Origin of the sequence: Pseudomonas sp. FP2294, assembly GCF_030687625.1 — a bacterium.
Lineage (GTDB): Bacteria > Pseudomonadota > Gammaproteobacteria > Pseudomonadales > Pseudomonadaceae > Aquipseudomonas > Aquipseudomonas shahriarae.
On the sequence record NZ_CP117441.1, the window covers coordinates 1,001,712 to 1,024,597 of the forward strand.

Here is a 22,886-nt window from a genome sequence, read left to right on the forward strand (position 1 = left end):
TTTACAGATTGAGGGTCAGGCTGACGGTGAAGTTGCGCGGCTCTCCGGGGGTTACCCAGTAGTTGCTGTAGGAGCGCTCGTAGTACTTTTCATCGAACAGGTTGTTGAGGTTCAGGCCCACGGTGAGGTTGTCGCTGGCCTTGTAATGGGCCAGCAGGTCGACCGTGTGGTAGGCCGGCAACTCGAAGCTTTTACCGGCCTCGCCCGAGCGGTCGCCGACGTAGGTAAAGGCCGCGCCCAGATCCGAGCCCCGCAGGGCGCCATCCTGGAACTCATACACGCCCAACAGGCTGCCACTGCGCTTGGCCACGCCAGGGACGCGGCTGCCGGTGGGGATTTCTTTGTCACCCTTGGTCACTTGCGCATCGATGTAGGCCAGGGCACCAATCACCCGCACAGCGTCAGTCAATTGCCCGCTCAGTTGCAGGTCAACCCCCTGGCTGCGGGCCTTGCCAATGGCGCGCTTGAGGTCGGTGGCCGGGTCGGTGGCCAGGGTGTTTTCTTTATTGATATGGAAGGCGGCGACGGTGGCGCTCAGGCGGTCGTCGAACAGCTCTGTCTTGATACCGACTTCATAACCAACACCTTCTTCGGGCTCGAGGAATTTACCGGCTGCGTCCAGGTCACTTTGCGGCTTGAACGAGGTACTGGCGTTGGCAAACAGCCCCACCTGCGGGGTCAGTTGATACAGCAGGCCGGCCCGCTGGGTCATGACATCGTGGGTTTTCTGGCTCTTGGCGCCGTTGCGGGTGAAGTCCTCTGAGCTTTGCTCGACGTGCTCCAGGCGCACGCCCACCAGGCCGCGCAGGCGGTCGGTAAATACGATCTGGTCTTGCAGGTTCAGCGCCTGGCTTTTCACCTGGGTGAAAAAATCAGTGCCCGTGGGCTTGCCATTGGGCTTGGGCTGGCCATAGACCGGTTGGTAGATATCAATCGGGTAGCTGCCGGTGATGGCGGTCACCCGTTCTTTCTTGCGGTAGTCCTCGTACTCGGTGCCGATCAGCAATTCATGCTGCCAACTGCCGATATCGAACAGACCGCGCAGCTCCAACTGGGTGATGCTGTCGTGCCAACCCGTGGAGCGTTCGCGGTAACGGCGGTTGACGGTATGCCCATCGGCATTCAGCGGGCGGCTTTCCGAGGCGTGGCCCCAGAGGCTGCCTTGTTTGTAATGGCTGGCCAGGCGCAGCTTCCAGGCATCGTTCAAGTGATGCTCGAGGGTGGCTTGCAGGCGGTTGTTGTGGTTGTCGATATCGCCGTCGTTGGGCTCGCCGAGGAAGGTCGAGCGGGACATGCCGCTCCAGCGGTCATTCGGCGCGACGATGCCCCGGTCGAACGTTGAGCTGTGGCGCACGAACTCACTTTCCACCAACAGGCTGGTGTCCGGGTCCAGTTGCCAACTGAACGATGGGGCGACAAACACCCGCTTGCTCTGCACGTGGTCACGAAAGCTGTGGTTGTCTTCCACTGCCAGATTGACCCGCGACAGCACATTGCCTTCGCTGTCCAGCGGGGTGTTGATATCGACGGCGGTGCGGTAGCGGTCCCAACTGCCGGCGCTGGTCTGCAGGGTGGTAAAGGCTTCGGCTTGGGGCTTTTTGGTGACGATATTCACGGTGCCGCCGGGATCGCCACGGCCATAGAGGCTGGCGGCGGGGCCCTTGAGCACTTCGATACGTTCGATATTGGCCGTGTCCGGCGTGCTCGGGTAGCCACGGTTGGCGCTGAAACCATCCTGGTAGAACGCCGAGGTGGTGAAGCCGCGAATACTGTATTCGTAAAGGGTCAGGCCACCGAAGTTGTTCTGCTTGGACACCCCGCCGGCAAACTCCAGGGCGCGCTCGACGTTGTTGCTGCCCAGGTCCTTGAGCACTGTGGTGGGGATTACGCTGATTGACTGTGGGATATCCCGCAGGGCGGTGTCGGTCTTGGTCCCGCTGGCCGAGCGGGTCGCACGGTAACCCGTGACCGGGCCGGTAGCGGATTCATACGCCTCGCCGGTGATGCTGGTGGTGCCCAGTTCAAGGGTGTTGGTGTCTTCTGCAAACACCGGGTCCACCAGCAATCCCAGGGCGAGACCGGCCAGGGGCGCAAACTTTCGAGACGTCATGGTCTAACATTCCAATATCAATATTGAAATAATATAACATGACTATTGAGAGTGTATCTCTTTAAGGATCGTCCTTTATTCCTGCTCTTTCACCGGGGCGGGCGGCGGGCGCAGGCCCACTTCGGCCAGCAGCTTGATCTCTTTGCCGTTGCGCATCACCTGGATCGCGACCTTTTCCGTCGGTTTGATCCGCGCCACCTGGTTCATCGAACGGCGACCATCGCCCGCCGGTTCACCGTCGATGCTGAGGATCACATCGCCCACCTGCATCCCGGCTTTCTCCGCCGGGCCGCCGCGCAGGATGCCGGCAATCACGATGCCTGGGCGCCCGGTCAGGCCAAACGACTCCGACAGCTCCTTGGTCAGCGGTTGCACTTCAATCCCCAGCCAGCCACGGATCACCTGGCCGTGCTCGATGATCGACTTCATCACTTCCATCGCCAGCTTCACCGGGATCGCAAAACCGATGCCCTGGGAGCCGCCGGACTTGGAAAAAATCGCCGTGTTGATGCCGGTCAGGTTGCCATTGGCGTCCACCAGCGCGCCGCCGGAGTTGCCCGGGTTGATAGCCGCGTCGGTCTGGATAAAGTCTTCGTAGCTGTTAAGGCCCAACTGATTACGCCCGGTGGCGCTGATGATGCCCATGGTCACGGTCTGGCCGACGCCGAACGGGTTGCCGATCGCCAAGGCCACATCACCGACCCGCAGGCTTTCGGAGCGGCCGATGGTGATGGAGGGCAGGTTCTTCAGGTCGATCTTCAGGACCGCAAGGTCGGTTTCCGGGTCGCTGCCCACCACCCGCGCCAGGGTTTCGCGGCCATCGCGCAGGGCCACGACAATCTGGTCGGCCCCGGTGCTTACATGGTTGTTGGTCAGGATGTAGCCTTCGGGGCTCATGATCACCCCGGAGCCGAGGCTCGACTCCATGCGGCGCTGCTTGGGCGAATTGTCACCGAAGAACCGCCGGAACTGTGGGTCTTCAAACAGCGGGTGCGCCGGTTTATTGATGACTTTGGTGGTGTATAGGTTGACCACTGCGGGCGCAGCGACCACCACCGCATCGGCGTAGGTCACCGGGCCTTGTTGCACCGCGCTGGTTTGCGGTGCCTGTTGCAGGTTGACGTCCAGGCTTGGCAGGCCGACCCATTGCGGATAACGCTGAATAATCAGCATCGCGATCAGCACGCCGGCCAACAATGGCCATCCAAAAAAACGCAGCGCCTTGAGCATCAAGTAAGTCCTGACAGGTTGCAGGGGGCGCGGGAGCGCCCATAATGTCGCGCATTATACGAGGCCGCGAGCGCCTCTGAACGGGATATTTAGGAGTCTTTTATGGCCGTCGCCCTGAGCACCCTGGTTGAAGAAGCGGATCGCTACTTGAACAGCGCGAAAATTGCCGATTACTGCCCCAATGGCCTGCAGGTCGAAGGCCGGCCGCAGGTGTTGCGCATTGTCAGTGGCGTGACTGCCAGCCAAGCGCTGCTCGACGCGGCGGTGGAGGCCAAGGCCGACCTGGTGCTGGTGCATCACGGTTATTTCTGGAAAGGCGAGAGCCCGTGCATCACCGGCATGAAACAGCGCCGCCTCAAGACCCTGCTCAAGCACGACATCAGCCTCCTGGCCTACCACCTGCCGCTGGACCTGCACCCGGACGTGGGCAACAACGTGCAGTTGGCCCGCCAGTTGGACATCACCGTCGAAGGCCCGCTGGACCCGGACAACCTCAAGGTCGTCGGCCTGGTCGGCTCCTTGGCCGAGCCCCTGTCGGCACGGGATTTCGCCCGCCGTGTGCAGGAAGCCATGGGCCGCGAGCCGCTGCTGATCGAAGGCAGCGCGATGATCCGCCGCGTGGGCTGGTGCACCGGCGGCGGCCAGGGCTACATCGACCAGGCCGTGCTGGCCGGGGTGGATTTGTACCTCAGCGGCGAAGCTTCGGAACAGACCTTCCACAGTGCCCGGGAAAACGACATCAGCTTTATCGCCGCCGGCCATCATGCCACCGAGCGTTATGGCGTGCAGGCCCTGGGCGATTACCTGGCCCGGCGCTTTGCCCTCGAGCACCTGTTTATCGACTGCCCCAACCCGATCTGAGCCTCCCCACAGGCCCTTCATTGCAGGCAAACCGAGCGGTATATCCATATACCGTTTCGATCTAGCCAGCTCCCTGATTAGAAGTAGGTGCTGTGCTAGCATGCCTCGCTCGAACACGGCCCGCAGGCCGTCCATAAGATCGTTTTTCCGTGAGTAGCCATGGTCGACAAACTGACGCATCTGAAACAGCTGGAGGCGGAGAGCATCCACATCATCCGTGAGGTTGCCGCCGAGTTCGACAACCCCGTGATGCTCTACTCCATCGGCAAAGACTCCGCCGTGATGCTGCATCTGGCGCGCAAGGCATTCTTCCCGGGCAAGCTGCCGTTTCCGGTGATGCATGTGGACACCCAGTGGAAATTCCAGGAAATGTACAAGTTTCGCGACCGCATGGTCGAGGAACTGGGCCTGGAGCTGATCACTCACGTCAACCCGGACGGTGTGGCGCAGGGCATCAACCCGTTCACCCACGGCAGCGCCAAGCACACCGACATCATGAAGACCGAAGGCCTGAAACAAGCCTTGGACCAGCATGGTTTCGACGCAGCCTTCGGCGGCGCCCGTCGCGATGAAGAGAAATCCCGCGCCAAAGAGCGCGTGTACTCGTTCCGCGACAGCAAGCACCGCTGGGACCCGAAAAACCAGCGCCCGGAGCTGTGGAACGTCTACAACGGCAACGTCAACAAGGGCGAGTCGATCCGCGTGTTCCCGCTGTCCAACTGGACCGAGCTGGATATCTGGCAGTACATCTATCTGGAAGGCATTCCCATCGTGCCGCTGTACTTCGCCGCCGAACGTGAAGTGATCGAGAAGAACGGCACGCTGATCATGATCGACGACGAGCGCATCCTCGAGCACCTGTCCGACGAGGACAAAGCCCGCATCGTCAAAAAGAAAGTCCGTTTCCGTACCCTTGGCTGCTACCCGTTGACGGGCGCGGTGGAGTCCGAAGCCGAGACGCTGACGGACATCATCCAGGAAATGCTCCTGACGCGAACTTCCGAGCGCCAGGGCCGTGTCATCGACCACGATGGTGCAGGCTCGATGGAAGATAAAAAACGTCAAGGTTATTTCTAAGGGGCTGTCATGTCGCATCAATCTGATTTGATCAGCGAGGACATCCTCGCCTACCTGGGCCAGCACGAACGCAAGGAAATGCTGCGCTTTCTGACCTGTGGCAACGTCGACGACGGCAAGAGCACCCTGATCGGGCGCCTGCTGCACGACTCCAAGATGATCTACGAAGACCATCTGGAAGCCATCACCCGCGATTCGAAGAAAGTCGGCACCACCGGTGACGATATCGACCTGGCTTTGCTGGTCGACGGCCTGCAGGCCGAGCGTGAGCAGGGCATCACCATTGATGTGGCCTACCGCTATTTCTCCACCGCCAAGCGCAAATTCATCATTGCCGACACCCCCGGCCATGAGCAGTACACCCGCAACATGGCCACCGGTGCGTCCACCTGTGACCTGGCGATCATCCTGGTGGATGCGCGCTACGGCGTGCAGACCCAGACCCGTCGCCACAGCTTTATCGCCTCGCTGTTGGGCATCAAGCACATCGTTATCGCGATCAACAAGATGGACCTCAACGGTTTCGACGAGAGCATCTTCGAGTCGATCAAGGCCGACTACCTGAAGTTTGCCGAGGGCATTGCGTTCAAGCCGAGCACCATGGCCTTTGTGCCGATGTCGGCGCTCAAGGGCGACAACGTGGTGAACAAGAGCGAGCGTTCGCCGTGGTACACCGGCCAGTCGCTGATGGAGATCCTCGAAACCGTCGAGATCGCCAACGACCGCAACTACACCGACCTGCGTTTCCCGGTGCAGTACGTCAACCGCCCGAACCTGAACTTCCGTGGTTTCGCCGGTACCCTGGCCAGCGGCATCGTGCACAAGGGCGACGAAGTGGTGGTGTTGCCGTCGGGCAAGAGCAGCCGCATCAAATCCATCGTCACCTTCGAAGGTGAACTGGAGCACGCAGGCCCAGGCCAGGCCGTGACCCTGACCATGGAAGACGAGATCGACATCTCCCGTGGCGACCTGCTGGTGCATGCCGACAACGTGCCGCAAGTGACCGACGCCTTCGACGCCATGCTGGTGTGGATGGCCGAGGAGCCGATGCTGCCGGGCAAGAAATACGACATCAAGCGCGCTACCAGCTACGTGCCGGGTTCCATCACCAGCATCGTGCATCGTGTGGATGTGAACACCTTGGAAGAAGGCCCCGCCAGTGCCTTGCAACTGAACGAGATCGGTCGGGTCAAGGTCAGCCTCGACGCGGCCATTGCCCTGGACGGTTACGCCAGCAACCGCACCACCGGCGCCTTTATCGTAATTGATCGCCTGACCAACGGCACTGTGGCCGCGGGCATGATCATCGCACCACCGGTCAGCCATGGCGGCGCGGCGCAGCACGGCAAGTTGGCCCACGTGGCCACCGAAGAGCGCGCCCAGCGTTTCGGCCAGCAGCCGGCCACCGTGTTGTTCAGCGGCCTGTCGGGCGCAGGCAAGAGCACCTTGGCCTATGCAGTTGAGCGTAAATTGTTCGACATGGGCCGTGCGGTGTTCGTACTCGATGGCCAGAACCTGCGCCATGACCTCAATAAAGGTCTGCCACAGGACCGAGCCGGGCGTACCGAGAACTGGCGGCGTGCTGCTCACGTGGCGCGTCAGTTCAACGAAGCCGGCCTGCTGACCCTGGCGGCCTTCGTGGCGCCGGATGCCGAGGGCCGTGAACAGGCCAAGGCGTTGATCGGCAGTGATCGTTTGCTGACCGTGTACGTGCAGGCCTCGCCGCTGGTGTGTGCCGAGCGTGACCCGCAAGGCCTGTATGCTGCGGGTGGGGATAACATCCCTGGTGAGTCGTTCCCGTACGACGTGCCGTTGAATGCCGACCTGGTGCTCGACACCCAGGCCCTGTCGCTGGACGACAGCGTCAAGCAAGTGCTGGAGCTGTTGCGCCAGCGCGGCGCGATCTAAACCTCGCCGCCACAAAAAAGCCCGCCACCGATCACTCGGTGGCGGGCTTTTCACATTCTTCAGGTTGACACAGTCAGTGTGGGAGCTGGCTTGCCTGCGATGGCAGTGGTTCAGGCAATGCACTTACATCTGACAGACCGCTATCGCAGGCAAGCCTGCTCCCACATGGTGATCAGCGATTGCCTGGGTACTCGATGTGAAGCCGGCTCAACAGGGCATCCTTGTCTTCCCACAACTGGTTGATCCAGCCCTGGAACGCCAAACGATACTCCCCATCCTGCTCATAATTCTTGCCAATGAACTCGGCCGGGATCTGCACCTCTTCAAACTGCACCACCACGTCTTTTACATTGCCGCACAACAAGTCCCAGAACCCCGGGCGCCCGCCTGGGTAGTGGATAGTCACATTGACCAGTGACTTCAGTTGCTCGCCCATGGCATCCAGTACAAACGCAATGCCGCCGGCCTTGGGCTTGAGCAGGTAGCGGAACGGCGATTGTTGCTGGGCATGTTTGCCAGGGGTAAACCGCGTGCCTTCGGCAAAGTTGAAAATACCCACCGGGTTGTCGCGAAATTTCGCACAGGTCTTGCGGGTGGTTTCCAGATCCTTGCCTTTCTTCTCCGGGTGTTTCTCCAGGTAGGCCTTGGTGTAACGCTTCATGAAGGGGAAGCCCAGCGCCCACCACGCGAGGCCAATCACCGGTACCCAGATCAGCTCCTGCTTGAGGAAAAACTTCAGTGGGCGGATCCGTCGATTGAGCACGTACTGCAACACCATGATATCGACCCAGCTCTGGTGGTTGCTGGTCACCAGGTATGAGTGCTGGTAGTCCAGGCCTTCCAGGCCCTTGAGGTGCCAGCGGGTGCGGCGCACCAGGTTCATCCAGGCCTTGTTATTGCTGATCCATGCTTCATGGGTGTGGTTCATCAACCACTCGCTGAAGCGCTTGGCGAACGGCAGCGCCTTGAACAGCGCGACGATAAACAGGAATGAACACAGCAGGATGGTGTTCAACGCCAGCAGCAGCGAGGCAATGACCCCACGCAGGGGGGCAGGCAGAAAGTCCAGCATTTAGGCATCCATAGGTCGGTTGGCGGCTTGAATCGCGGTCAGGGCGATGGTGTAGACGATATCGTCCACCTGGGCCCCACGGGGCAGGTCGTTCACAGGTTTGCGCAGGCCTTGCAGCATCGGGCCGAGGCTGACGCAATCGGCACTGCGCTGCACGGCTTTGTGGGTGGTGTTGCCGGTGTTGAGGTCGGGAAACACAAAGACCGTGGCCTTGCCCGCCACCAGGCTGTTGGGTGCCAGTTGCCGGGCGACGTTTTCGTTGGCGGCGGCATCGTACTGCAAGGGGCCGTCGATCAGCAGCGAGCTTTGTTGTTCGTGGGCCAGCAGGGTGGCCTCGCGGACTTTCTCCACTTCTTCGCCACTGGCCGAGTCACCACTGGAGTAGCTGATCATCGCCACGCGCGGGGTGATACCGAAGGCGGCGGCCGAGTCGGCGCTCTGCAGGGCGATTTCCGCGAGTTCCGCGGCGCTGGGGTGCGGGTTCATCACGCAGTCGCCGTAGACCAGTACTTGTTCAGGGAACAGCATGAAAAACACCGACGACACCAGGGTGCAGCCCGGCGCGGTCTTGATCAGTTGCAGGGCCGGGCGGATGGTATTGGCGGTGGAGTGGATGACCCCGGAGACCAGGCCGTCCACTTCATCCAGCGCCAGCATCATGGTGGCGATCACCACGGTGTCTTCCAGTTGCTGCTCGGCCATCGGCGCGTTGAGGCTTTTGCTCTTGCGCAGGGCCACCATCGGCTCGACATAGCGCTCGCGAATCAGGTCCGGGTCAAGAATCTCCAGGCCTTCGGGCAACTCGATGCCGTGGGCGCGGGCCACGGCTTCGACGTCAGCCGGCTTGGCCAGCAGCACACAACGGGCGATGCCCCGGGCCTGGCAGATGGCGGCGGCTTGCACGGTCAGCGGCTCGCTGCCCTCGGGCAGCACAATGCGCTTGTTGGCGGCCTGGGCACGCTGGATCAACTGGTAGCGGAACACTGCCGGCGACAGGCGCATCTCCCGTGGCGTACCGCAACGCTGGTGCAGCCAGCGCGCGTCCAGGTGGCTGGCGACGAAATCGGTGATGATCTCCGCACGTTCGCGGTCATCAATCGGGATTTCCTTGTTCAGGCTGTTGAGTTGGTTGGCGGTGTCGTAGGAACCGGTGCTCACCGACAGCACCGGCAGCCCGGCCTGGAACGCACCACGGCACAGATCCATGATCCGTGGGTCGGGCAGGGTGTCGCTGGTCAGCAGCAGGCCGGCCAGGGGCACGCCATTGATCGCGGCCAGGCTGACGGCGAGGATGATGTCGTCGCGATCCCCCGGCGTCACCACCAGCACGCCGGGCTTGAGCAGCTCCACGGTGTTGCGCATGGTGCGTGCGCAGATGATGATTTTGCTCATGCGCCGGGTTTCATAGTCGCCCGCATTGAGCACTTGTGCGCCCATCAGGTCGGCCACGTCGCGAGTGCGCGGGGCATTGAGCTCGGGCTGGAACGGGATACAGCCCAGCAAGCGGAAATCGCCACTGCGCAGTAACGGTGAATGCTCCTTGAGGCGCGCGGCGAAGACTTCCATGCTTTCGTCGGTCTGCACTTTGTTCAGAATCACGCCCAGCACTTTCGGGTCTTTAGGGCCGCCGAACAGTTGCGCCTGCAATTCCACGCGGCCGGACAGTTCGGTCAGTACTTCGTTTTCCGGGGCCGAGACGAGGATGACTTCGGCATCCAGGCTTTTCGCCAGGTGCAGGTTGACCCGTGCGGCATAGCTGGCGCTGCGAGTCGGCACCATGCCCTCGACAATCAGCACGTCCTTGCCCACGGCGGCCTGCTGGTACAGGGTGATGATTTCTTCGAGCAACTCATCGAGCTGGCCATCGCCGAGCATCCGCTCGACATGGGCCAACCCCAGGGGTTGCGGCGGTTTCAGGCCGTGGGTACGCGCCACCAGCTCGGTGGAACGCTCAGGCCCGGTATCGCCGGGGTGCGGCTGGGCAATCGGTTTGAAAAAGCCGACTTTCAGCCCGGCCCGCTCAAGGGTACGCACCAGCCCAAGGCTGATGGAGGTCAGACCCACACCAAAATCGGTGGGCGCGATAAAAAAAGTCTGCATGCGAATTCTCTGAAGGTGCATGGCTTCGGTGGTGCGCTATGGCTGCGCGCCGACCGGGAATCAGTTGCCAAGGGTATCGTTATCCGGGCGCTGCGCACACCAGCCACAGGCAAAGGGCTGGCCTATTTTTGCCAGGCGTTGCGCCGGATCAATCACCCAGCCCCTGGATTGCCAGGGCGGCTGGTGGCGCAGGTGCTGCGTATGGCCGCAGGACAGCGCGGCGACCCAGTGGCCGTCTGCGTCCTGGTGAAATCCGACGACCGTCGAGTCACTGGATCGACTCCGTCTGTCCGGGTTGTGTTCGCTTTCGGGCAAATCCTTGTTTAGACTTGTCCGTTCTTCATTCTTATGCAAAAGGTCTCGCCCCATGCCGATCGCCGCCAACAAGGCTGTCTCCATTGACTATACCCTGACCAACGACGCTGGTGAGGTCATCGACAGCTCCGCCGGCGGCGCGCCGCTGGTCTACCTGCAAGGCGCAGGTAACATCATCCCGGGCCTGGAAAAGGCCCTGGAAGGCAAAGAGGTTGGTGATGAACTGACCGTTGCCGTAGAACCTGAAGATGCCTACGGCGAGTACTCGGCCGAACTGGTCAGCACCCTGAGCCGCAGCATGTTCGAAGGCGTCGACGAACTGGAAGTGGGCATGCAGTTCCACGCCTCCGCTCCGGACGGCCAAATGCAGATCGTGACCATCCGCGACCTGGACGGCGACGATGTCACCGTCGACGGCAACCACCCGCTGGCAGGCCAGCGCCTGAACTTCCAGGTCAAGATCGTTGCCATCCGCGACGCTTCCCAGGAAGAAGTTGCCCACGGCCACGTACACGGCGAAGGTGGTCACCACCATTGATTGACGGGCCACGTCCAGTCAGTTGAAAAGAAAGGCGCCTTCGGGCGCCTTTTTTGATTGGCGGCTATTCTTGCCGGCTGGGCGGCTGTAATCTCGAATGGCCGTTACACAGAATATGGGAAATCTGGAGTTCGTCATGAGTGCTTTCCACGACCTTAAACTCACAGCCCTGGATGGTCAGGAGCTGCCTCTGACGCCCTATAAGGGGCAAGTCGTGCTGGTGGTCAATGTCGCCTCCAAGTGTGGACTGACCCCGCAGTATGCGGCGCTGGAAAAACTTTATCAGCAGTACAAGGGCCAGGGTTTCACCGTGCTGGGCCTGCCGTGCAATCAATTTGCAGGCCAGGAGCCCGGGACCGAAGACGAGATCCAGGCGTTTTGCAGCCTCAACTATGGCGTGAGCTTTCCCCTGGGCAGCAAGCTGGAGGTCAACGGTCCCGATCGTCATCAGTTGTATCGCTTGCTGGCAGGTGAGGGCGCGGAGTTTCCAGGGGATATCACCTGGAACTTCGAGAAATTCCTGCTGGGCAAGGATGGGCGGGTGCTGGCGCGTTTTTCCCCACGTACCGCGCCTGATGATCCGAGTGTTATCCAGGCCATCGAAAAGGCCCTGGCCTGATTTGGCGCTGTGGTGAGGGGGCACGCCCCTTTGCCACAAGTCGATGTATCCTCCCGCTTTTGCACCTTAATCACCGCAATCAATAGTGCTATCCAGTGCGGTCTGCACTCCATATTATCCGCATCATAAAACCCCTTTCATGCGGAGTGCTGCCATGCCTGTCCAAGCCTTGTTCAAACCTTTCCAGCTCGGTGCACTGCAATTGCCGACCCGCGTGGTCATGGCGCCGATGACCCGTTCGTTTTCCCCCGGTGGCGTACCCAATTCCAAAGTCATCGAGTACTACCGCCGTCGCGCGGCGGCCGGCGTTGGCCTGATCATCACAGAGGGCACGGTGGTGGGCCACCAGGCTTCCAACGGCTATCCGAATGTCCCGCATTTCTACGGTGAAGCGGCATTGGCCGGCTGGAAGAAAGTGGTCGACGCGGTGCATGCCGAGGGCGGCAAGATCGTCCCGCAACTGTGGCACGTTGGCAGCGTGCGGCGCATAGGCACAGAACCCGATGCCAGCGTGCCGGCCTATGGCCCGATGGAAAAACTCAAGGACGGTAACGTGGTGGTCCACGGCATGACGGTCCAGGATATCCAGGCGGTGATTGCTGCCTTCGCCCAGGCCGCCAAGGATGCCCAGAGCATCGGTATGGACGGCGTGGAGATCCACGGTGCCCACGGTTACCTGGTCGACCAGTTCTTCTGGGAAGGCAGCAACCAGCGTACGGATGAATACGGCGGCAGCCTGACCAATCGCTCCCGGTTCGCCATCGAGTTGATTCAGGCCGTGCGGGCGGCGGTAGGTCCCGAGTTCCCGATCATTTTCCGTTTCTCCCAATGGAAGCAGCAGGATTACACCGCGCGTCTGGTGCAAACGCCCGAGGCACTGGGTGAGTTTCTCAAGCCGTTGTCGGACGCGGGTGTGGATATTTTCCACTGCTCCACACGGCGTTTCTGGGAACCGGAGTTTGAAGGCTCCGAGCTGAACCTGGCGGGCTGGACCCGCAAGCTCACTGGCAAACCGACCATCACTGTGGGCAGCGTGGGCCTGGATGGCGAGTTCCTGCAGTTCATGGTCAATACTGACAAAGTGGCGCAGCCGGCGAGCCTGGAAAAACTGCTGGAGCGCCTGAATAACGATGAGTTCGACCTGGTGGCCGTTGGTCGTGCGCTGCTGGTCGACCCGGATTGGGCGCTGAAGGTCCGTGAAGGCCGTGAGGGCGATATCTTGCCGTTCAGTCGTGAAGCGCTGATGACCTTGGTGTGACGCTCAGGATGAGCCGGCTGGCCCGGCTCATCTGAGGTTGCTGCCCCATGCGTTAGCTGCGGCTGAAGGGCGGGCTATCCACCCTTGGCGGTGTTCGGAGCGTACATCAAGGGGCGCGATGCAACCTCGGGCGGTAGCGGATTATCCACCCTTGGGGCGGAAGTAAGCTGCTCAAAGGGGCGGGACTCTGCCTTAGGCTGACCCGAGCTGACTTGGCTGGGTGAGTGTGAGGGCTCTTGCGACGATATCCCGAACTGCCGCCGAAGTTGATTGCGCTGCGCTTTTTCCTGCACGGCTGTTTGATCAGGGAGGTCTGCCTCATGTGTGAGTCGATTGAATCGGTCACTGTTCAGCAGTTTCTGCTCGTCGGCGGTGAAGGGTTCGATGTCTCTGCCGTGCTTTTGCCATAAATGATCATACTGCGCGGGATCCTTCTGGCCGTTGTTCGGGGGGAGGGCTGAGGTCGGTAAAGGGTTGGTGTTGATTAACATGGTTAAGACTCCATCGCATGATTGTCTGCGCAGACCTGCACGAGCCTGAATCTGCAGCCCTATCTGTATGGCGCTAGAGGGCTGATGGTTCCATGTCTAAAGTAACTGGATATACCTCACACCAGGCGCGAGCTGCCTGTATCGACAGGTTCCTCACCGCACACGCTGCGCAGTTGGTGCTCGAACTGCTCGATAATCGCCGGCCAGCCCTGGCGACTGGCATGTTGGCGGGCATTCAGGCGCATCCGGCGCAGACTCTCGGGTTCTTCCAGTAACCAACTGGCGGCATCGCAAAATGCCTCCTCGTCACCCGGCATCGCCACGGCACCACTGTAGCCATGGCGGATATGCTGGGTGGCGGCCGCCTGGTCGTAGGCCACTACGCCCAATCCGGAGGCCATGGCTTCCAGTACCACGTTGCCAAAGGTCTCGGTGAGGCTGGGGAACAGAAACAAGTCCCCTGACGCATAGTGCCGGGCCAGTTCCTCGCCGCGTTGCGTGCCGCAGAAAATCGCCTCGGGGAGGCTCTTCGCCAGTGTCTCCCGCTGTGGCCCGTCACCGACCACGATCAGCTTCAAACGACGCTGTGGATAAGTCGCCTGCAACCCCTCGAAGCAGCGTTTGAGCAAGCCGAGGTTTTTCTCTGGCGCCAGGCGTCCGACATGCAAGATCGCAATATCGTCATTGCCCAGGCCCCACTGCCCACGCAAGGTGTTGTCACGCCTGGCCGGGTGGAACAGTTGGCTGTCGACCCCGCGCGACAACAGGTCCAGGCGCTCGAAGTGGCGGCGTTCCAGTTCCAGGCGTTGGCTGACGCTGGGCACCAGGGTCAGGCTGGAACGGTTGTGGAACCAGCGCAGGTAGTGGGTCAGGATGCGGCTGAGCATGCTTAGGCCGTACTGACTGGAATACTGCTGGAAGTTGGTATGGAAACCGCTGACCACGCTGATCCCCAGGCGCCGTGCCGCGCGCAAGGCCGACAAGCCCAGCGGGCCTTCGGTGGCAATGTACAGCACGTCCGGACGCTGGCGTTTCCAGCGCCGCAGCAGTTTGTGCATCGAGGACTGGCCCCATTGCAGGCCGGGATAGCCTGGCAGAGGCCAGCCGCGACACAACAGTAGGCCGTCGTCGCTGAGGCGGCTCAAGTCGCCACCCTGGCGCGGGCGCACCAACTCCACCTGGTGCCCACGGGCGCGCAGGCCGTCGCACAGGCGGCCAAGGGTGTTGGCCACGCCGTTGATTTCCGGTGGAAAGGTTTCGGTGATCAGGGTGATATTCAGGGAAGCTGTCGTCATGCAGCCAGTGTCGGCGCGGGCCATGTCGTCATTGTGTCATCGCAATGACGGATTTATGACGACAGGCCCGGTACTGGCTTAGTTGAACGGCGCAGGACGCGGGGTCTTGGCCGAGGACGGTGGCAGGATCGGCAGCTTGAAGTCCGGCTGGTCGCCGGTCAGGGTGTCGAGGAATGCGACAATCTGGCTGACCTCATCGGTGCTCAACTTGCGCCCCAGTTGCAGGCGGGCCATCACGTCCACGGCTTCGCTGAGGTTCCAGTAGGCACCGTCGTGGAAGTAGGGGTAGGTCAGGGCGACGTTACGCAAGGTCGGTACCTTGAACATCATCCGGTCCTGATCCTTGCCGGTCAGGCCCGCCACGCCCTGGGCCGGGTTCTGGGTGGCATAGGGTTCGACCATGCCCATTTTCTGGAAGGTGCTGCCACCGACCGCTTCGCCGTTATGGCACGCCACACAGCCGATGCTCTTGAACAGCTGGTAGCCCTGCGCCGCAGTGGCGCTGATGGCTTTTTTATCGCCCAGCAACCAACGGTCGAATGGGGCGTTGGGGGTGACCAGGGTTTCTTCGAAGGCCGCAATGGCATTGGTCACATCGTCGAACTTGATGCCGTCATCGCCATACACCTTCTTGAACGCCGCCTGGTATTGCGGGATCGAGCGCAGTACGTCCACCGCCAGGTCGTGGGTAAAGCCCATCTCGCCGGGGTTGGCGATCGGGCCGCCGGCCTGCTCCTGCAGAGTCGCCGCGCGCCCGTCCCAGAACTGCGCGACGCTCATGCTCGAGTTGAGCACCGTCGGCGAGTTGATCGGGCCCTGGTGCCAGTTATGGCCGATGGAGGTGGGCAGGTTGTCGCTGCCGCCCATGCTCAGGTTGTGGCACGAGTTGCAGGAAATAAAACCGGACTTGGACAAGCGCGGGTCGAAGAACAATTGCTTGCCCAACTCGACCTTGTTGGCATCGGTGATCTTCGCCGGTTGCACCGGCAGGATGGGTTCATTGGCGGCGGCGGCCCCCCAGGCCTCGCCGCCCAACATCAATCCGAACATCAGCATTAACGGTCTGTACACGGTGTGCTCCCCACAGGCTTATAGTTTTAATAACCATGTGCTCTGTGTGGGCAAATCGCCATGATCCAGGTCAATCGAACAGGTTAGGGCTTTTGCGCCAGCATCGTTTCGGCGCCGCGCTCACGCACCCAGAACAACGTGGCCCCGGCCACCGCCGCCGGCATCATCAGCAGGTTGACCACCGGCACCAGCAACACCAGGTAAACAATCCCGCCGAAACTCATGCTCTGCCAGCGCTTCTGGCGCAGCCAGGCGAGCATTTCGTTCCAGCCCAGCTTGTGGTTGTCGGCCGGGTAGTCGATGTATTGGATCGCCATCATCCACACCCCGAACAGCAGCCACAGCGGTGCGGCAATCAGGTTGACCACGGGGATGAAGGACAGGATAAACAGGCCGATGGCCCGGGGCAGGAAGTAGCCCAGCTTGCGCATTTCCCGGGCCAGGGTGCGCGGGACCATGGCGAACAGCTCGGCCCAGCTGAAGGCGGGGAAATCATCGGTACCGCGCACCACCACTTCGACTTTTTCCGCGAGGAAGCCATTGAAGGGCGCGGCGATGATATTGGCGAGCATGGTGAAGCTGAAAAACACCATAAAGGCCACCAGCAGCACAAACAGCGGCCACAGGATGTAGCTGAGGAAGCTCAGCCAGTTGGGCAGCGTCGGCATCAAGGTGTCGACCCACAGGCTGAACTGATGGCCAGCAAAATAAATCAACCCGACGAACAGTATCAGGTTGATCGCCAGGGGCAGCAGGACGAACAGGCGCAGGCCTGGGCTCAAGACCAGTTTCAGGCCTTCACGCAGGTATTGTGGGCCTGACAGAACGGGGGCGGGCATGGAAAACTCCGGGCAAAAGGGTAAACGCGCCGACCTTACCGGCTTTGCCGGTAGGGTGAAAGCACGGTCAGCAAGCCGACATTAACGGTAACAAACATGTTGATTAATAGGTGCCACGGCATAGAGACCGCCTATGAGCTGGATTGTTAATCCGTATTTCCTTAATCTTGCCCCCCTCTATACGCTGCACCCATTATTTTTAGGGCCTGCGAGTTAAAAAGCCTTCCCCAAGTGCTTCGCGGTCCTTTTTTATTCCAGCCGCTCTGTAGTCCGGGCGGTCGATAGGAGTGAGTCATGTCTGATACCCGTCATTCGCGAGTGATTATTCTCGGTTCCGGCCCTGCCGGTTACAGCGCTGCGGTCTACGCGGCCCGGGCCAACCTCAAGCCGTTGCTGATCACCGGCATGCAGGCGGGTGGTCAGTTGACCACCACCACTGAAGTCGACAACTGGCCGGGCGACGTCCACGGCCTGACCGGCCCGGTGTTGATGGAGCGCATGAAAGAGCACGCCGAGCGTTTCGAGACCGAAATCGTCTTCGACCATATCAATGCCGTGGACTTCTCGAAAAAGCCCTACAGCCTGACCGGCGACAGTGGCGTCTACACCTGTGACGCGCTGATCATCGCCACCGGCGCCAGCGCCCGTTACCTGGGTCTGCCATCGGAAGAAGCGTTCATGGGCAAAGGCGTTTCCGCCTGTGCGACCTGCGACGGGTTCTTCTACCGCAACAAGCCGGTGGCTGTGGTCGGTGGTGGTAACACCGCTGTCGAAGAAGCACTGTACCTGGCCAACATCGCCAGCACCGTGACCCTGGTTCACCGCCGCGAAACCTTCCGCGCCGAGAAGATCCTGATCGACAAGCTGCACGCGCGGGTTGCCGAAGGCAAGATCATCCTCAAGCTCAACGCCACCCTGGATGAAGTCCTGGGCGACAACATGGGTGTGACCGGTGCGCGCCTGAAAAACAACGACGGCAGCTTCGACGAGCTGAAAGTCGACGGCGTGTTCATCGCCATCGGCCACACTCCGAACACCTCGCTGTTCGAAGGCAAGCTGACCGCCAAAGACGGTTACCTGGTGGTGCAGGGCGGCCGTGAAGGCAATGCTACCGCGACCAACATCGAAGGCATCTTTGCCGCTGGCGACGTGGCTGACCACGTCTACCGCCAGGCCATCACCTCGGCCGGCGCCGGCTGCATGGCGGCCCTGGATGCCGAGCGTTACCTCGACGGCTTGAAAGACGCTGCTTTCTAAACCGTTGCAATGAAAAAACCGGCTGCGAGGCCGGTTTTTTTATGGGCGCGATTCAAGCAACGCCAGAGTACAGACGTGTTAACCCGATCAGCGCCGGCTCAAGGGCTGGGCGCCGAACTTCACACCCGCCAACCCATGCTCGATCAACGCGCGGATATTGCCGTGATCTGTGCCCTCAGGCGTCGCCAGCACCGAACGATAGTGCTCACCAAACGCCAGCAGGGCCTCTTGGTCGCTCAAGCCTTCCAGCAGCGCCAGGCCCAGGGTCTTGCACGAGCCCTCGTTTTGCCCGGCGGCGTTTTCTACACCACCGTTGGTGAAGGCCTGGGGCTGGTAGTCGTAGCCAGCAGCGATAAACGCCAGGGTGTCGGCAAAGACGTGTACGCCGCTGTTGAGGCTGGCGCGCAGGGTGTTCAGGTCAGTCATGGGGTTTTCCTTTGGCAAACGCCGCTTGTTGTTCGGCGCTGGCTTCTTGCTGGTATTGGGCTTTCCACTCGGCGTACGGCATGCCGTAGACCACTTCGCGGGCGTCATCGAGGCTGACCTCGATCTGGCGTTCGTCGGCTTCGGCCTTGTACCACTTGGACAGGCAGTTGCGGCAGAACCCGGCGAGGTTCATCAGGTCGATGTTCTGCACGTCCTTGCGGCTGTCCAGGTGTGCGACCAGCCGGCGGAAGGCGGCGGCTTCGAGTTCCAGGCGTTGTTGATCAGTCATGGGGTTCACGCAGATTCAGGGGGTTAACGGCTGGCCGCCAGGGTGATCGACACCGACTCGGCAAAACGCAGCGCATGGGGCTTGTCGACTTCGACTTCGGCATACAGCACCGACTCATTGCTCATCACCAGGTCCAGCAGTTCCTGGGTCAGGCGTTCGAGCAGGGCAAAGCGGTTGCCTTCGACGTGGGCGATGATGGCCTTGGTGATGGTGCGGTAGTTCAAGGCGTGGTCAATGTCGTTATCGCGCACCGCGTCTTGTGCGGCATACAGGATGGTCAGGTTGATCAACACATCCTGCTTGTTGAGGATCTCCTCCTCGTTGATGCCAATAAAGGTGCGCAGACACAGGTCCTTGACCCGGATGCGCGCCATACCTGGTTGAAGTTGTGGCATTGCTACTTGCTCCGTCCAATCAGTTGCAGGAACCCCAGGCGGCTGGTGTTCGGGTTTACTTGACATGCCGCCCGCCATTGACGGTCAGGGTGGTGCCAGTCACATAAGGGTTGTCCAGCAGGTAACGCACGCTCTGGTAAATCACCTCAGGCCCGGGTTCGATACCCAATGCAGACTTGGCCAGGACCTTGGCGCGATAGGCCGCGTCGTCGCCGTCGTTGAACATCACCATGGCCGGCGAGATGCCATTGACCTTGATCCGGGGCGCGTATTGGGCGGCGAAGGACAGGGTCAGGCTGTCGAGCCCGGCCTTGGTGGCGCAGTAGGCGATATGCTGGCGGCTGCCCTTGCGGGTCACGTCGTCGCTGATGTGCACAATGTCGGCCAGCGTCGAGCAGCGCAACAAGTCAGCACAATGCAGGTTGATCAGGTACGGCGCAAGCATGTGCACGCTGAACATATCAATAAAGGCGTGGGCTTCGTCGCCAGGTGTTTCTGCGGCCCAGGTCGAGGCATTGTGGATAATCGCCCGCAGGCTATCGGTATGGCTCTTGAGTTCGCTGATAAATGCCAGGATGCCGGCCTCAGAGGAGAAGTCGGCAAACACGCCAATCGCCCCACGTTCGCGCAGGGCCTGCACGCCGGGACGCTCACTGCGATAGCTGAAGATCACCGGCTGGTTGTCGTCCAGCAGGCGCAGGGCGCAGTGCGAGCCGACACGTTGGCCGGCGCCGGTGATCAGGATCGGAGCGGGAGAAGTCATGGGAAGCTCGAGTCGCGGGCAAGCTAAAACTATACCAGCGACCGGCCTGTTGCGGATCGGCTCAAACGGTTGCTTCGGCAGGTTTTACCCGTGGCGGCGCAGGATTGAGCCAGCCTGCCAGCAAATGGGTCGACAGCGGAATGAACAGATAGACCATCAACGGCGTCAGGGCCAGGGTGCTGACCAGCACGCGGCTGAACAGGCCCAGTTCGGCCAGCAAGGGCTCAAGGCCAAAGTTGAACAGCAGCGACACCGGGAAAAACGCCAGCCAGATCGCCACGGCCTGTTTCCAGCGCGGCGGGCGTTGGCCTACGGCACCAAACCAGCCCTCCATGCCGCTGACCCGATGCTCCATAGGGTCGGCAAACAACTCGCTGCCACGGCTCAGCCAGGCGCTGCGCGAGGCCGAGAATTCCCAGGCGTGCAGGGTCTGCTCGTCGGCGAAGCGGAAGATGATCTGGAATTCGCCACCGTCGGCAGGCGGGGCAAGCACGCCGGAGCCCAGGTAACCGGGAAAGTCAGTGGCCAGTTGCTCGCCTTCACGCAGCCAGCTCATCATGTCTTGATAGCGACCTTGGGCAGCGCGGCGCGCGACCATCAAGGTGACGGGGAGGGTAGACATTGTGTATCTCCGAATGTGTGGGAGCGCTGTACCGGGTAGGTGGCGTCCCTGGCGAAACCGCGGGGTAGAGCGGCGACGCAGAAAAAACAGGCAAGGATTATTCCTGATTTGACGAAATACGCCAGCGACATTGGACGGCTGGGCAATTCCCTTGAAAAAGACAGGTATAAAAGCGTTAAATGGGATCCAACTTTGTATAGTTTTGGTCAGCCGATGCCTGTAATCACAGCACCATCCCAAGGTATTGCACCAAGCGCCCACTGTGCGGCAGATGAGTTGTTCCCGATTCGCGAAGTTGCGAGATTGACGGGTATCAACCCGGTCACGCTCCGAGCGTGGGAGCGGCGTTATGGTTTGATCCAACCGGTACGCACCGAAAGCGGGCATCGCCTGTACACGCAGAAGGATATTGAGACCGTCCATCGCATTCTGGATTGGATCGAGCGTGGCGTGGCGGTCAGCAAAGTTGGCAAGATCCTCGCGCGCGACGATGCGCAGGCCTCTTTCGTGCGCCAGTTGCAGGAAGGCGACGCAGAACACGAGTCGACTCAGTGGCAGCAGCAATTGCAACTTGCCATCGGCGCTTTTGATGAGCTGCAACTGGAACGCCTGTACGGGCAGATTTTTGCGGCATACCCCGTTGCGGTGGTGTTCCAGGACATCCTGATGCCCCTTTGGCAACAGTTGTTGCGTCACCAGGGGCGTTTCGGCCAGGCCAGCGAATGGCTGTTTTTCGACAGTTTCTTGCGGGCGCGGATTTCCCAGCGCCTGCAGATGGCCCGTGCCGGCCGTACGCCACAGGTATTGCTGGCGGCCATTGCCGGGGAGTGCCGAGAACTGGAGTTGCTGGTGGCGGGGCTGATGCTCAGTGGTGATGAACTGGCCGTTCACGTGTTGAGCTTGGGCCATCCCCTGGATGAGTTGACGCTGATCTGCGAGAAGACCCGGCCGCAGGCGCTGGTGCTGTTCTCCAACCACTCACCGACCCACGATTTGCCCAATCGGCTGGAGCGCTTGGCCCTGACCCTGGAGTGCCCGCTGCTATTGGCCGGTGATGCCTCGGACATGGCCGACAAGCAACTGGCCGGTACTGCCATCGGTTGCCTGGGCAATGAGGGGCGGTTGATGCAGCGACGCTTGCAGCAGTTTCTCAGTGGAACCCTGGATACCTGAGATCAGGCATGCACTTCGGGGTGGGCCAGGCGATGCTGTTGCAGGATGAACTGGCGCAGGCGCTCGGTTTCATCCGCATCACCCTGGCTCAAGCGGTAGGCAAACAGGCCGCGAGCCGTTTCGCGCTCTAACGTGCCACGCACGGCAATCCGTTCGTAGCCGGAGGGGCTGAACCACATCGAGAACGTGCGCGGTGGTTTGCTGCGGCCGCGACACTGCACCAGCAGGCCCTTGAACGACACTTCATGCACCCACAACGCTCCCGGCTGACCCCTGACGTTTTCCAGGGCGACCGGCTCTTCAAGCACTAGGCGCCAGGGCCGAATCATCGGCCCATCCTCGAAAATACTCGGCACCCCAAGACGCAAGTGCAGGGCATGGAACTCGTCTTCCACCAGTTGCAGTGGAAAGGTCATTTGCTGGTTATCGAACTGCGCCTGGATCGTCACCTGCTCATGGGCCGCCAGGCGCGTAAGCAGGTCGCGGATCTGCGCGCCACCGTTGACCGTCAGGCTCGACGACACATCCCGCACATTCAGCTGCGGGTTGTGGTGCATGTTCTGGATGAAATCCAGCTCGTCCTGGGTCAAAAGCGCGTCGCGTTGCATTGATGTGGCTCAAGGAAATGCGTGATTAAACTGATTATCACCCTAAAGACCATATTTTCTAAAGTTTGTTAGATCCGCTCGTCGCCCGGAGCGTTGCCAACTCGGCCGTAAGTGCTGCTACCTGGGCTTCCAGCTGGGTCACACGCTGCTGGGCCTTGACCTGAACCGTGACATCTTTCTGCACGCCGACGAAGTAAGTCTGCTGATCGGCCTGGTTATAAACCGTCGATAATGACAGTTCATTCCAGAAATGCGTGCCGTCCTTGCGGTAGTTGCGCAGGATTTCCCGGCATGCGCCGCCACTGTCCAGGGCTTCGCGAATGGCCATCAGGGCCGGCTGGTCGCGGTCACCCGATTGCAGGAAGCGGCAATCCTGATAAAGGACGTCGTCCAGGTTGTAGCCGGTCATGCGTTCGAAGGCGGGGTTCACGTAAATCAGCGGTTTGTCCTTGCCTTCCCGTTCCGCCACGACAATCCCGTCGTTGGAGGCATTGACCACCATTTGCATGAGCTTGGCGTTGATCATTGAGCGATCCATAGCGTGTTTGTGGATTTCTTAGTGTAGGGCA

General features: G+C 60.9%; 24 protein-coding genes. 8 read left to right on the top strand and 16 right to left on the bottom strand.

The genetic code is table 11. The annotated features are described in order from the left end of the window. Position 1: 1 nt before the first annotated feature. Positions 2-2,110, bottom strand: coding sequence for a TonB-dependent siderophore receptor (locus tag PSH73_RS04340; RefSeq protein ID WP_128593277.1), 2,109 nt, complete (start codon positions 2,108-2,110; stop codon positions 2-4). Positions 2,111-2,185: 75 nt separating this feature from the next. Beyond that, positions 2,186-3,340: a Do family serine endopeptidase AlgW gene (gene algW, locus PSH73_RS04345; protein WP_057437778.1), complete on the bottom strand. Its 1,155-nt coding sequence runs from the start codon at positions 3,338-3,340 to the stop codon at positions 2,186-2,188. A gap of 102 nt (positions 3,341-3,442) precedes the next feature. Between algW and PSH73_RS04350 the strand changes: the two genes are divergently transcribed. From PSH73_RS04350 to cysN, 3 genes are all read left to right on the top strand, one after another. Continuing rightward, entirely contained in the window at positions 3,443-4,201 is a 759-nt protein-coding gene (locus PSH73_RS04350; RefSeq protein WP_057958314.1) for a Nif3-like dinuclear metal center hexameric protein, read from the top strand. Between the two features lie 159 nt (positions 4,202-4,360). Further along, the gene (cysD, locus tag PSH73_RS04355; protein ID WP_057437780.1) at positions 4,361-5,278 is read left to right on the top strand and encodes a sulfate adenylyltransferase subunit CysD; all 918 of its coding nucleotides are present in this window, start codon (positions 4,361-4,363) and stop codon (positions 5,276-5,278) included. A gap of 9 nt (positions 5,279-5,287) precedes the next feature. Next, complete coding sequence (gene cysN, locus PSH73_RS04360; protein WP_186625435.1) at positions 5,288-7,186, top strand: sulfate adenylyltransferase subunit CysN; 1,899 nt, start codon at positions 5,288-5,290, stop codon at positions 7,184-7,186. Between the two features lie 172 nt (positions 7,187-7,358). Here cysN and PSH73_RS04365 read toward each other — a convergent pair whose 3' ends face one another. Genes PSH73_RS04365 through PSH73_RS04375 form a run of 3 tightly spaced genes read right to left on the bottom strand, consistent with a single transcriptional unit; the run spans position 7,359 to position 10,757 of the window. Further along, a complete protein-coding gene (locus PSH73_RS04365) occupies positions 7,359-8,258 on the bottom strand; it encodes an acyltransferase (protein WP_120731668.1) in 900 nt (299 codons plus the stop codon). Next, complete coding sequence (pta, locus tag PSH73_RS04370) at positions 8,259-10,358, bottom strand: phosphate acetyltransferase (RefSeq protein WP_057958317.1); 2,100 nt, start codon at positions 10,356-10,358, stop codon at positions 8,259-8,261. Between the two features lie 60 nt (positions 10,359-10,418). Next, positions 10,419-10,757, bottom strand: coding sequence for a DUF3565 domain-containing protein (locus PSH73_RS04375; protein ID WP_081044174.1), 339 nt, complete (start codon positions 10,755-10,757; stop codon positions 10,419-10,421). On the opposite strand from PSH73_RS04375, the gene PSH73_RS04380 reads away from it, so the two are divergent. The 3 genes from PSH73_RS04380 to PSH73_RS04390 all read left to right on the top strand — a co-directional run bounded on the left by PSH73_RS04380 (position 10,726) and on the right by PSH73_RS04390 (position 13,088). Beyond that, the gene (locus PSH73_RS04380) at positions 10,726-11,211 is read left to right on the top strand and encodes a peptidylprolyl isomerase (RefSeq protein ID WP_017476012.1); all 486 of its coding nucleotides are present in this window, start codon (positions 10,726-10,728) and stop codon (positions 11,209-11,211) included. The genes PSH73_RS04375 and PSH73_RS04380 overlap by 32 nt on opposite strands. Before the next feature lie 136 nt (positions 11,212-11,347). Further along, on the top strand, positions 11,348-11,830 hold the full coding sequence (locus PSH73_RS04385; protein WP_057958318.1) for a glutathione peroxidase: 483 nt from the start codon (positions 11,348-11,350) through the stop codon (positions 11,828-11,830). Positions 11,831-11,984: 154 nt separating this feature from the next. Next, the gene (locus PSH73_RS04390) at positions 11,985-13,088 is read left to right on the top strand and encodes an NADH:flavin oxidoreductase (RefSeq protein WP_057958319.1); all 1,104 of its coding nucleotides are present in this window, start codon (positions 11,985-11,987) and stop codon (positions 13,086-13,088) included. Between the two features lie 74 nt (positions 13,089-13,162). Here the strand turns inward: PSH73_RS04390 and PSH73_RS04395 are convergent, their stop codons facing one another. The 4 genes from PSH73_RS04395 to cysZ form a co-directional block, all read right to left on the bottom strand. Beyond that, entirely contained in the window at positions 13,163-13,579 is a 417-nt protein-coding gene (locus PSH73_RS04395) for a hypothetical protein (RefSeq protein ID WP_057437786.1), read from the bottom strand. Positions 13,580-13,695: 116 nt separating this feature from the next. Then, on the bottom strand, positions 13,696-14,874 hold the full coding sequence (locus PSH73_RS04400) for a glycosyltransferase family 1 protein (RefSeq protein ID WP_169960576.1): 1,179 nt from the start codon (positions 14,872-14,874) through the stop codon (positions 13,696-13,698). Positions 14,875-14,952: 78 nt separating this feature from the next. Next, complete coding sequence (locus tag PSH73_RS04405; protein ID WP_162947782.1) at positions 14,953-15,930, bottom strand: cytochrome-c peroxidase; 978 nt, start codon at positions 15,928-15,930, stop codon at positions 14,953-14,955. 98 nt (positions 15,931-16,028) lie between these two features. Further along, on the bottom strand, positions 16,029-16,784 hold the full coding sequence (cysZ, locus tag PSH73_RS04410; protein ID WP_057437792.1) for a sulfate transporter CysZ: 756 nt from the start codon (positions 16,782-16,784) through the stop codon (positions 16,029-16,031). A gap of 294 nt (positions 16,785-17,078) precedes the next feature. On the opposite strand from cysZ, the gene trxB reads away from it, so the two are divergent. Further along, complete coding sequence (gene trxB / locus PSH73_RS04415) at positions 17,079-18,041, top strand: thioredoxin-disulfide reductase (RefSeq protein WP_057958322.1); 963 nt, start codon at positions 17,079-17,081, stop codon at positions 18,039-18,041. A gap of 87 nt (positions 18,042-18,128) precedes the next feature. Here trxB and PSH73_RS04420 read toward each other — a convergent pair whose 3' ends face one another. The 5 genes from PSH73_RS04420 to PSH73_RS04440 form a co-directional block, all read right to left on the bottom strand. Beyond that, a complete protein-coding gene (locus PSH73_RS04420) occupies positions 18,129-18,467 on the bottom strand; it encodes a HopJ type III effector protein (protein WP_120731674.1) in 339 nt (112 codons plus the stop codon). Continuing rightward, positions 18,460-18,756, bottom strand: a complete 297-nt coding sequence (locus PSH73_RS04425) for a DUF1244 domain-containing protein (protein ID WP_057437796.1) — start codon at positions 18,754-18,756, stop codon at positions 18,460-18,462. The genes PSH73_RS04420 and PSH73_RS04425 overlap by 8 nt, the downstream gene beginning before the upstream one ends. Before the next feature lie 23 nt (positions 18,757-18,779). Beyond that, entirely contained in the window at positions 18,780-19,151 is a 372-nt protein-coding gene (gene folX, locus PSH73_RS04430) for a dihydroneopterin triphosphate 2'-epimerase (RefSeq protein ID WP_057437798.1), read from the bottom strand. Positions 19,152-19,206: 55 nt separating this feature from the next. Further along, positions 19,207-19,914 carry a dihydromonapterin reductase gene (gene folM / locus PSH73_RS04435; RefSeq protein ID WP_305462006.1) on the bottom strand — a complete coding sequence of 236 codons (708 nt, stop codon included), beginning with the start codon at positions 19,912-19,914 and terminating at the stop codon, positions 19,207-19,209. Positions 19,915-19,975: 61 nt separating this feature from the next. Next, positions 19,976-20,536, bottom strand: a complete 561-nt coding sequence (locus PSH73_RS04440) for a hypothetical protein (RefSeq protein WP_057958325.1) — start codon at positions 20,534-20,536, stop codon at positions 19,976-19,978. 213 nt (positions 20,537-20,749) lie between these two features. Here PSH73_RS04440 and PSH73_RS04445 point away from each other — a divergent pair, with 213 nt between their 5' ends. Further along, complete coding sequence (locus PSH73_RS04445) at positions 20,750-21,709, top strand: MerR family transcriptional regulator (protein ID WP_057958326.1); 960 nt, start codon at positions 20,750-20,752, stop codon at positions 21,707-21,709. Positions 21,710-21,711: 2 nt separating this feature from the next. Here the strand turns inward: PSH73_RS04445 and PSH73_RS04450 are convergent, their stop codons facing one another. Further along, positions 21,712-22,317 (bottom strand): hypothetical protein, encoded by a 606-nt coding sequence (locus tag PSH73_RS04450; protein ID WP_057437811.1) that lies wholly within the window; start codon positions 22,315-22,317, stop codon positions 21,712-21,714. Between the two features lie 58 nt (positions 22,318-22,375). Further along, positions 22,376-22,843, bottom strand: coding sequence for a PAS domain-containing protein (locus tag PSH73_RS04455; protein ID WP_057437813.1), 468 nt, complete (start codon positions 22,841-22,843; stop codon positions 22,376-22,378). Positions 22,844-22,886: the final 43 nt, after the last annotated feature.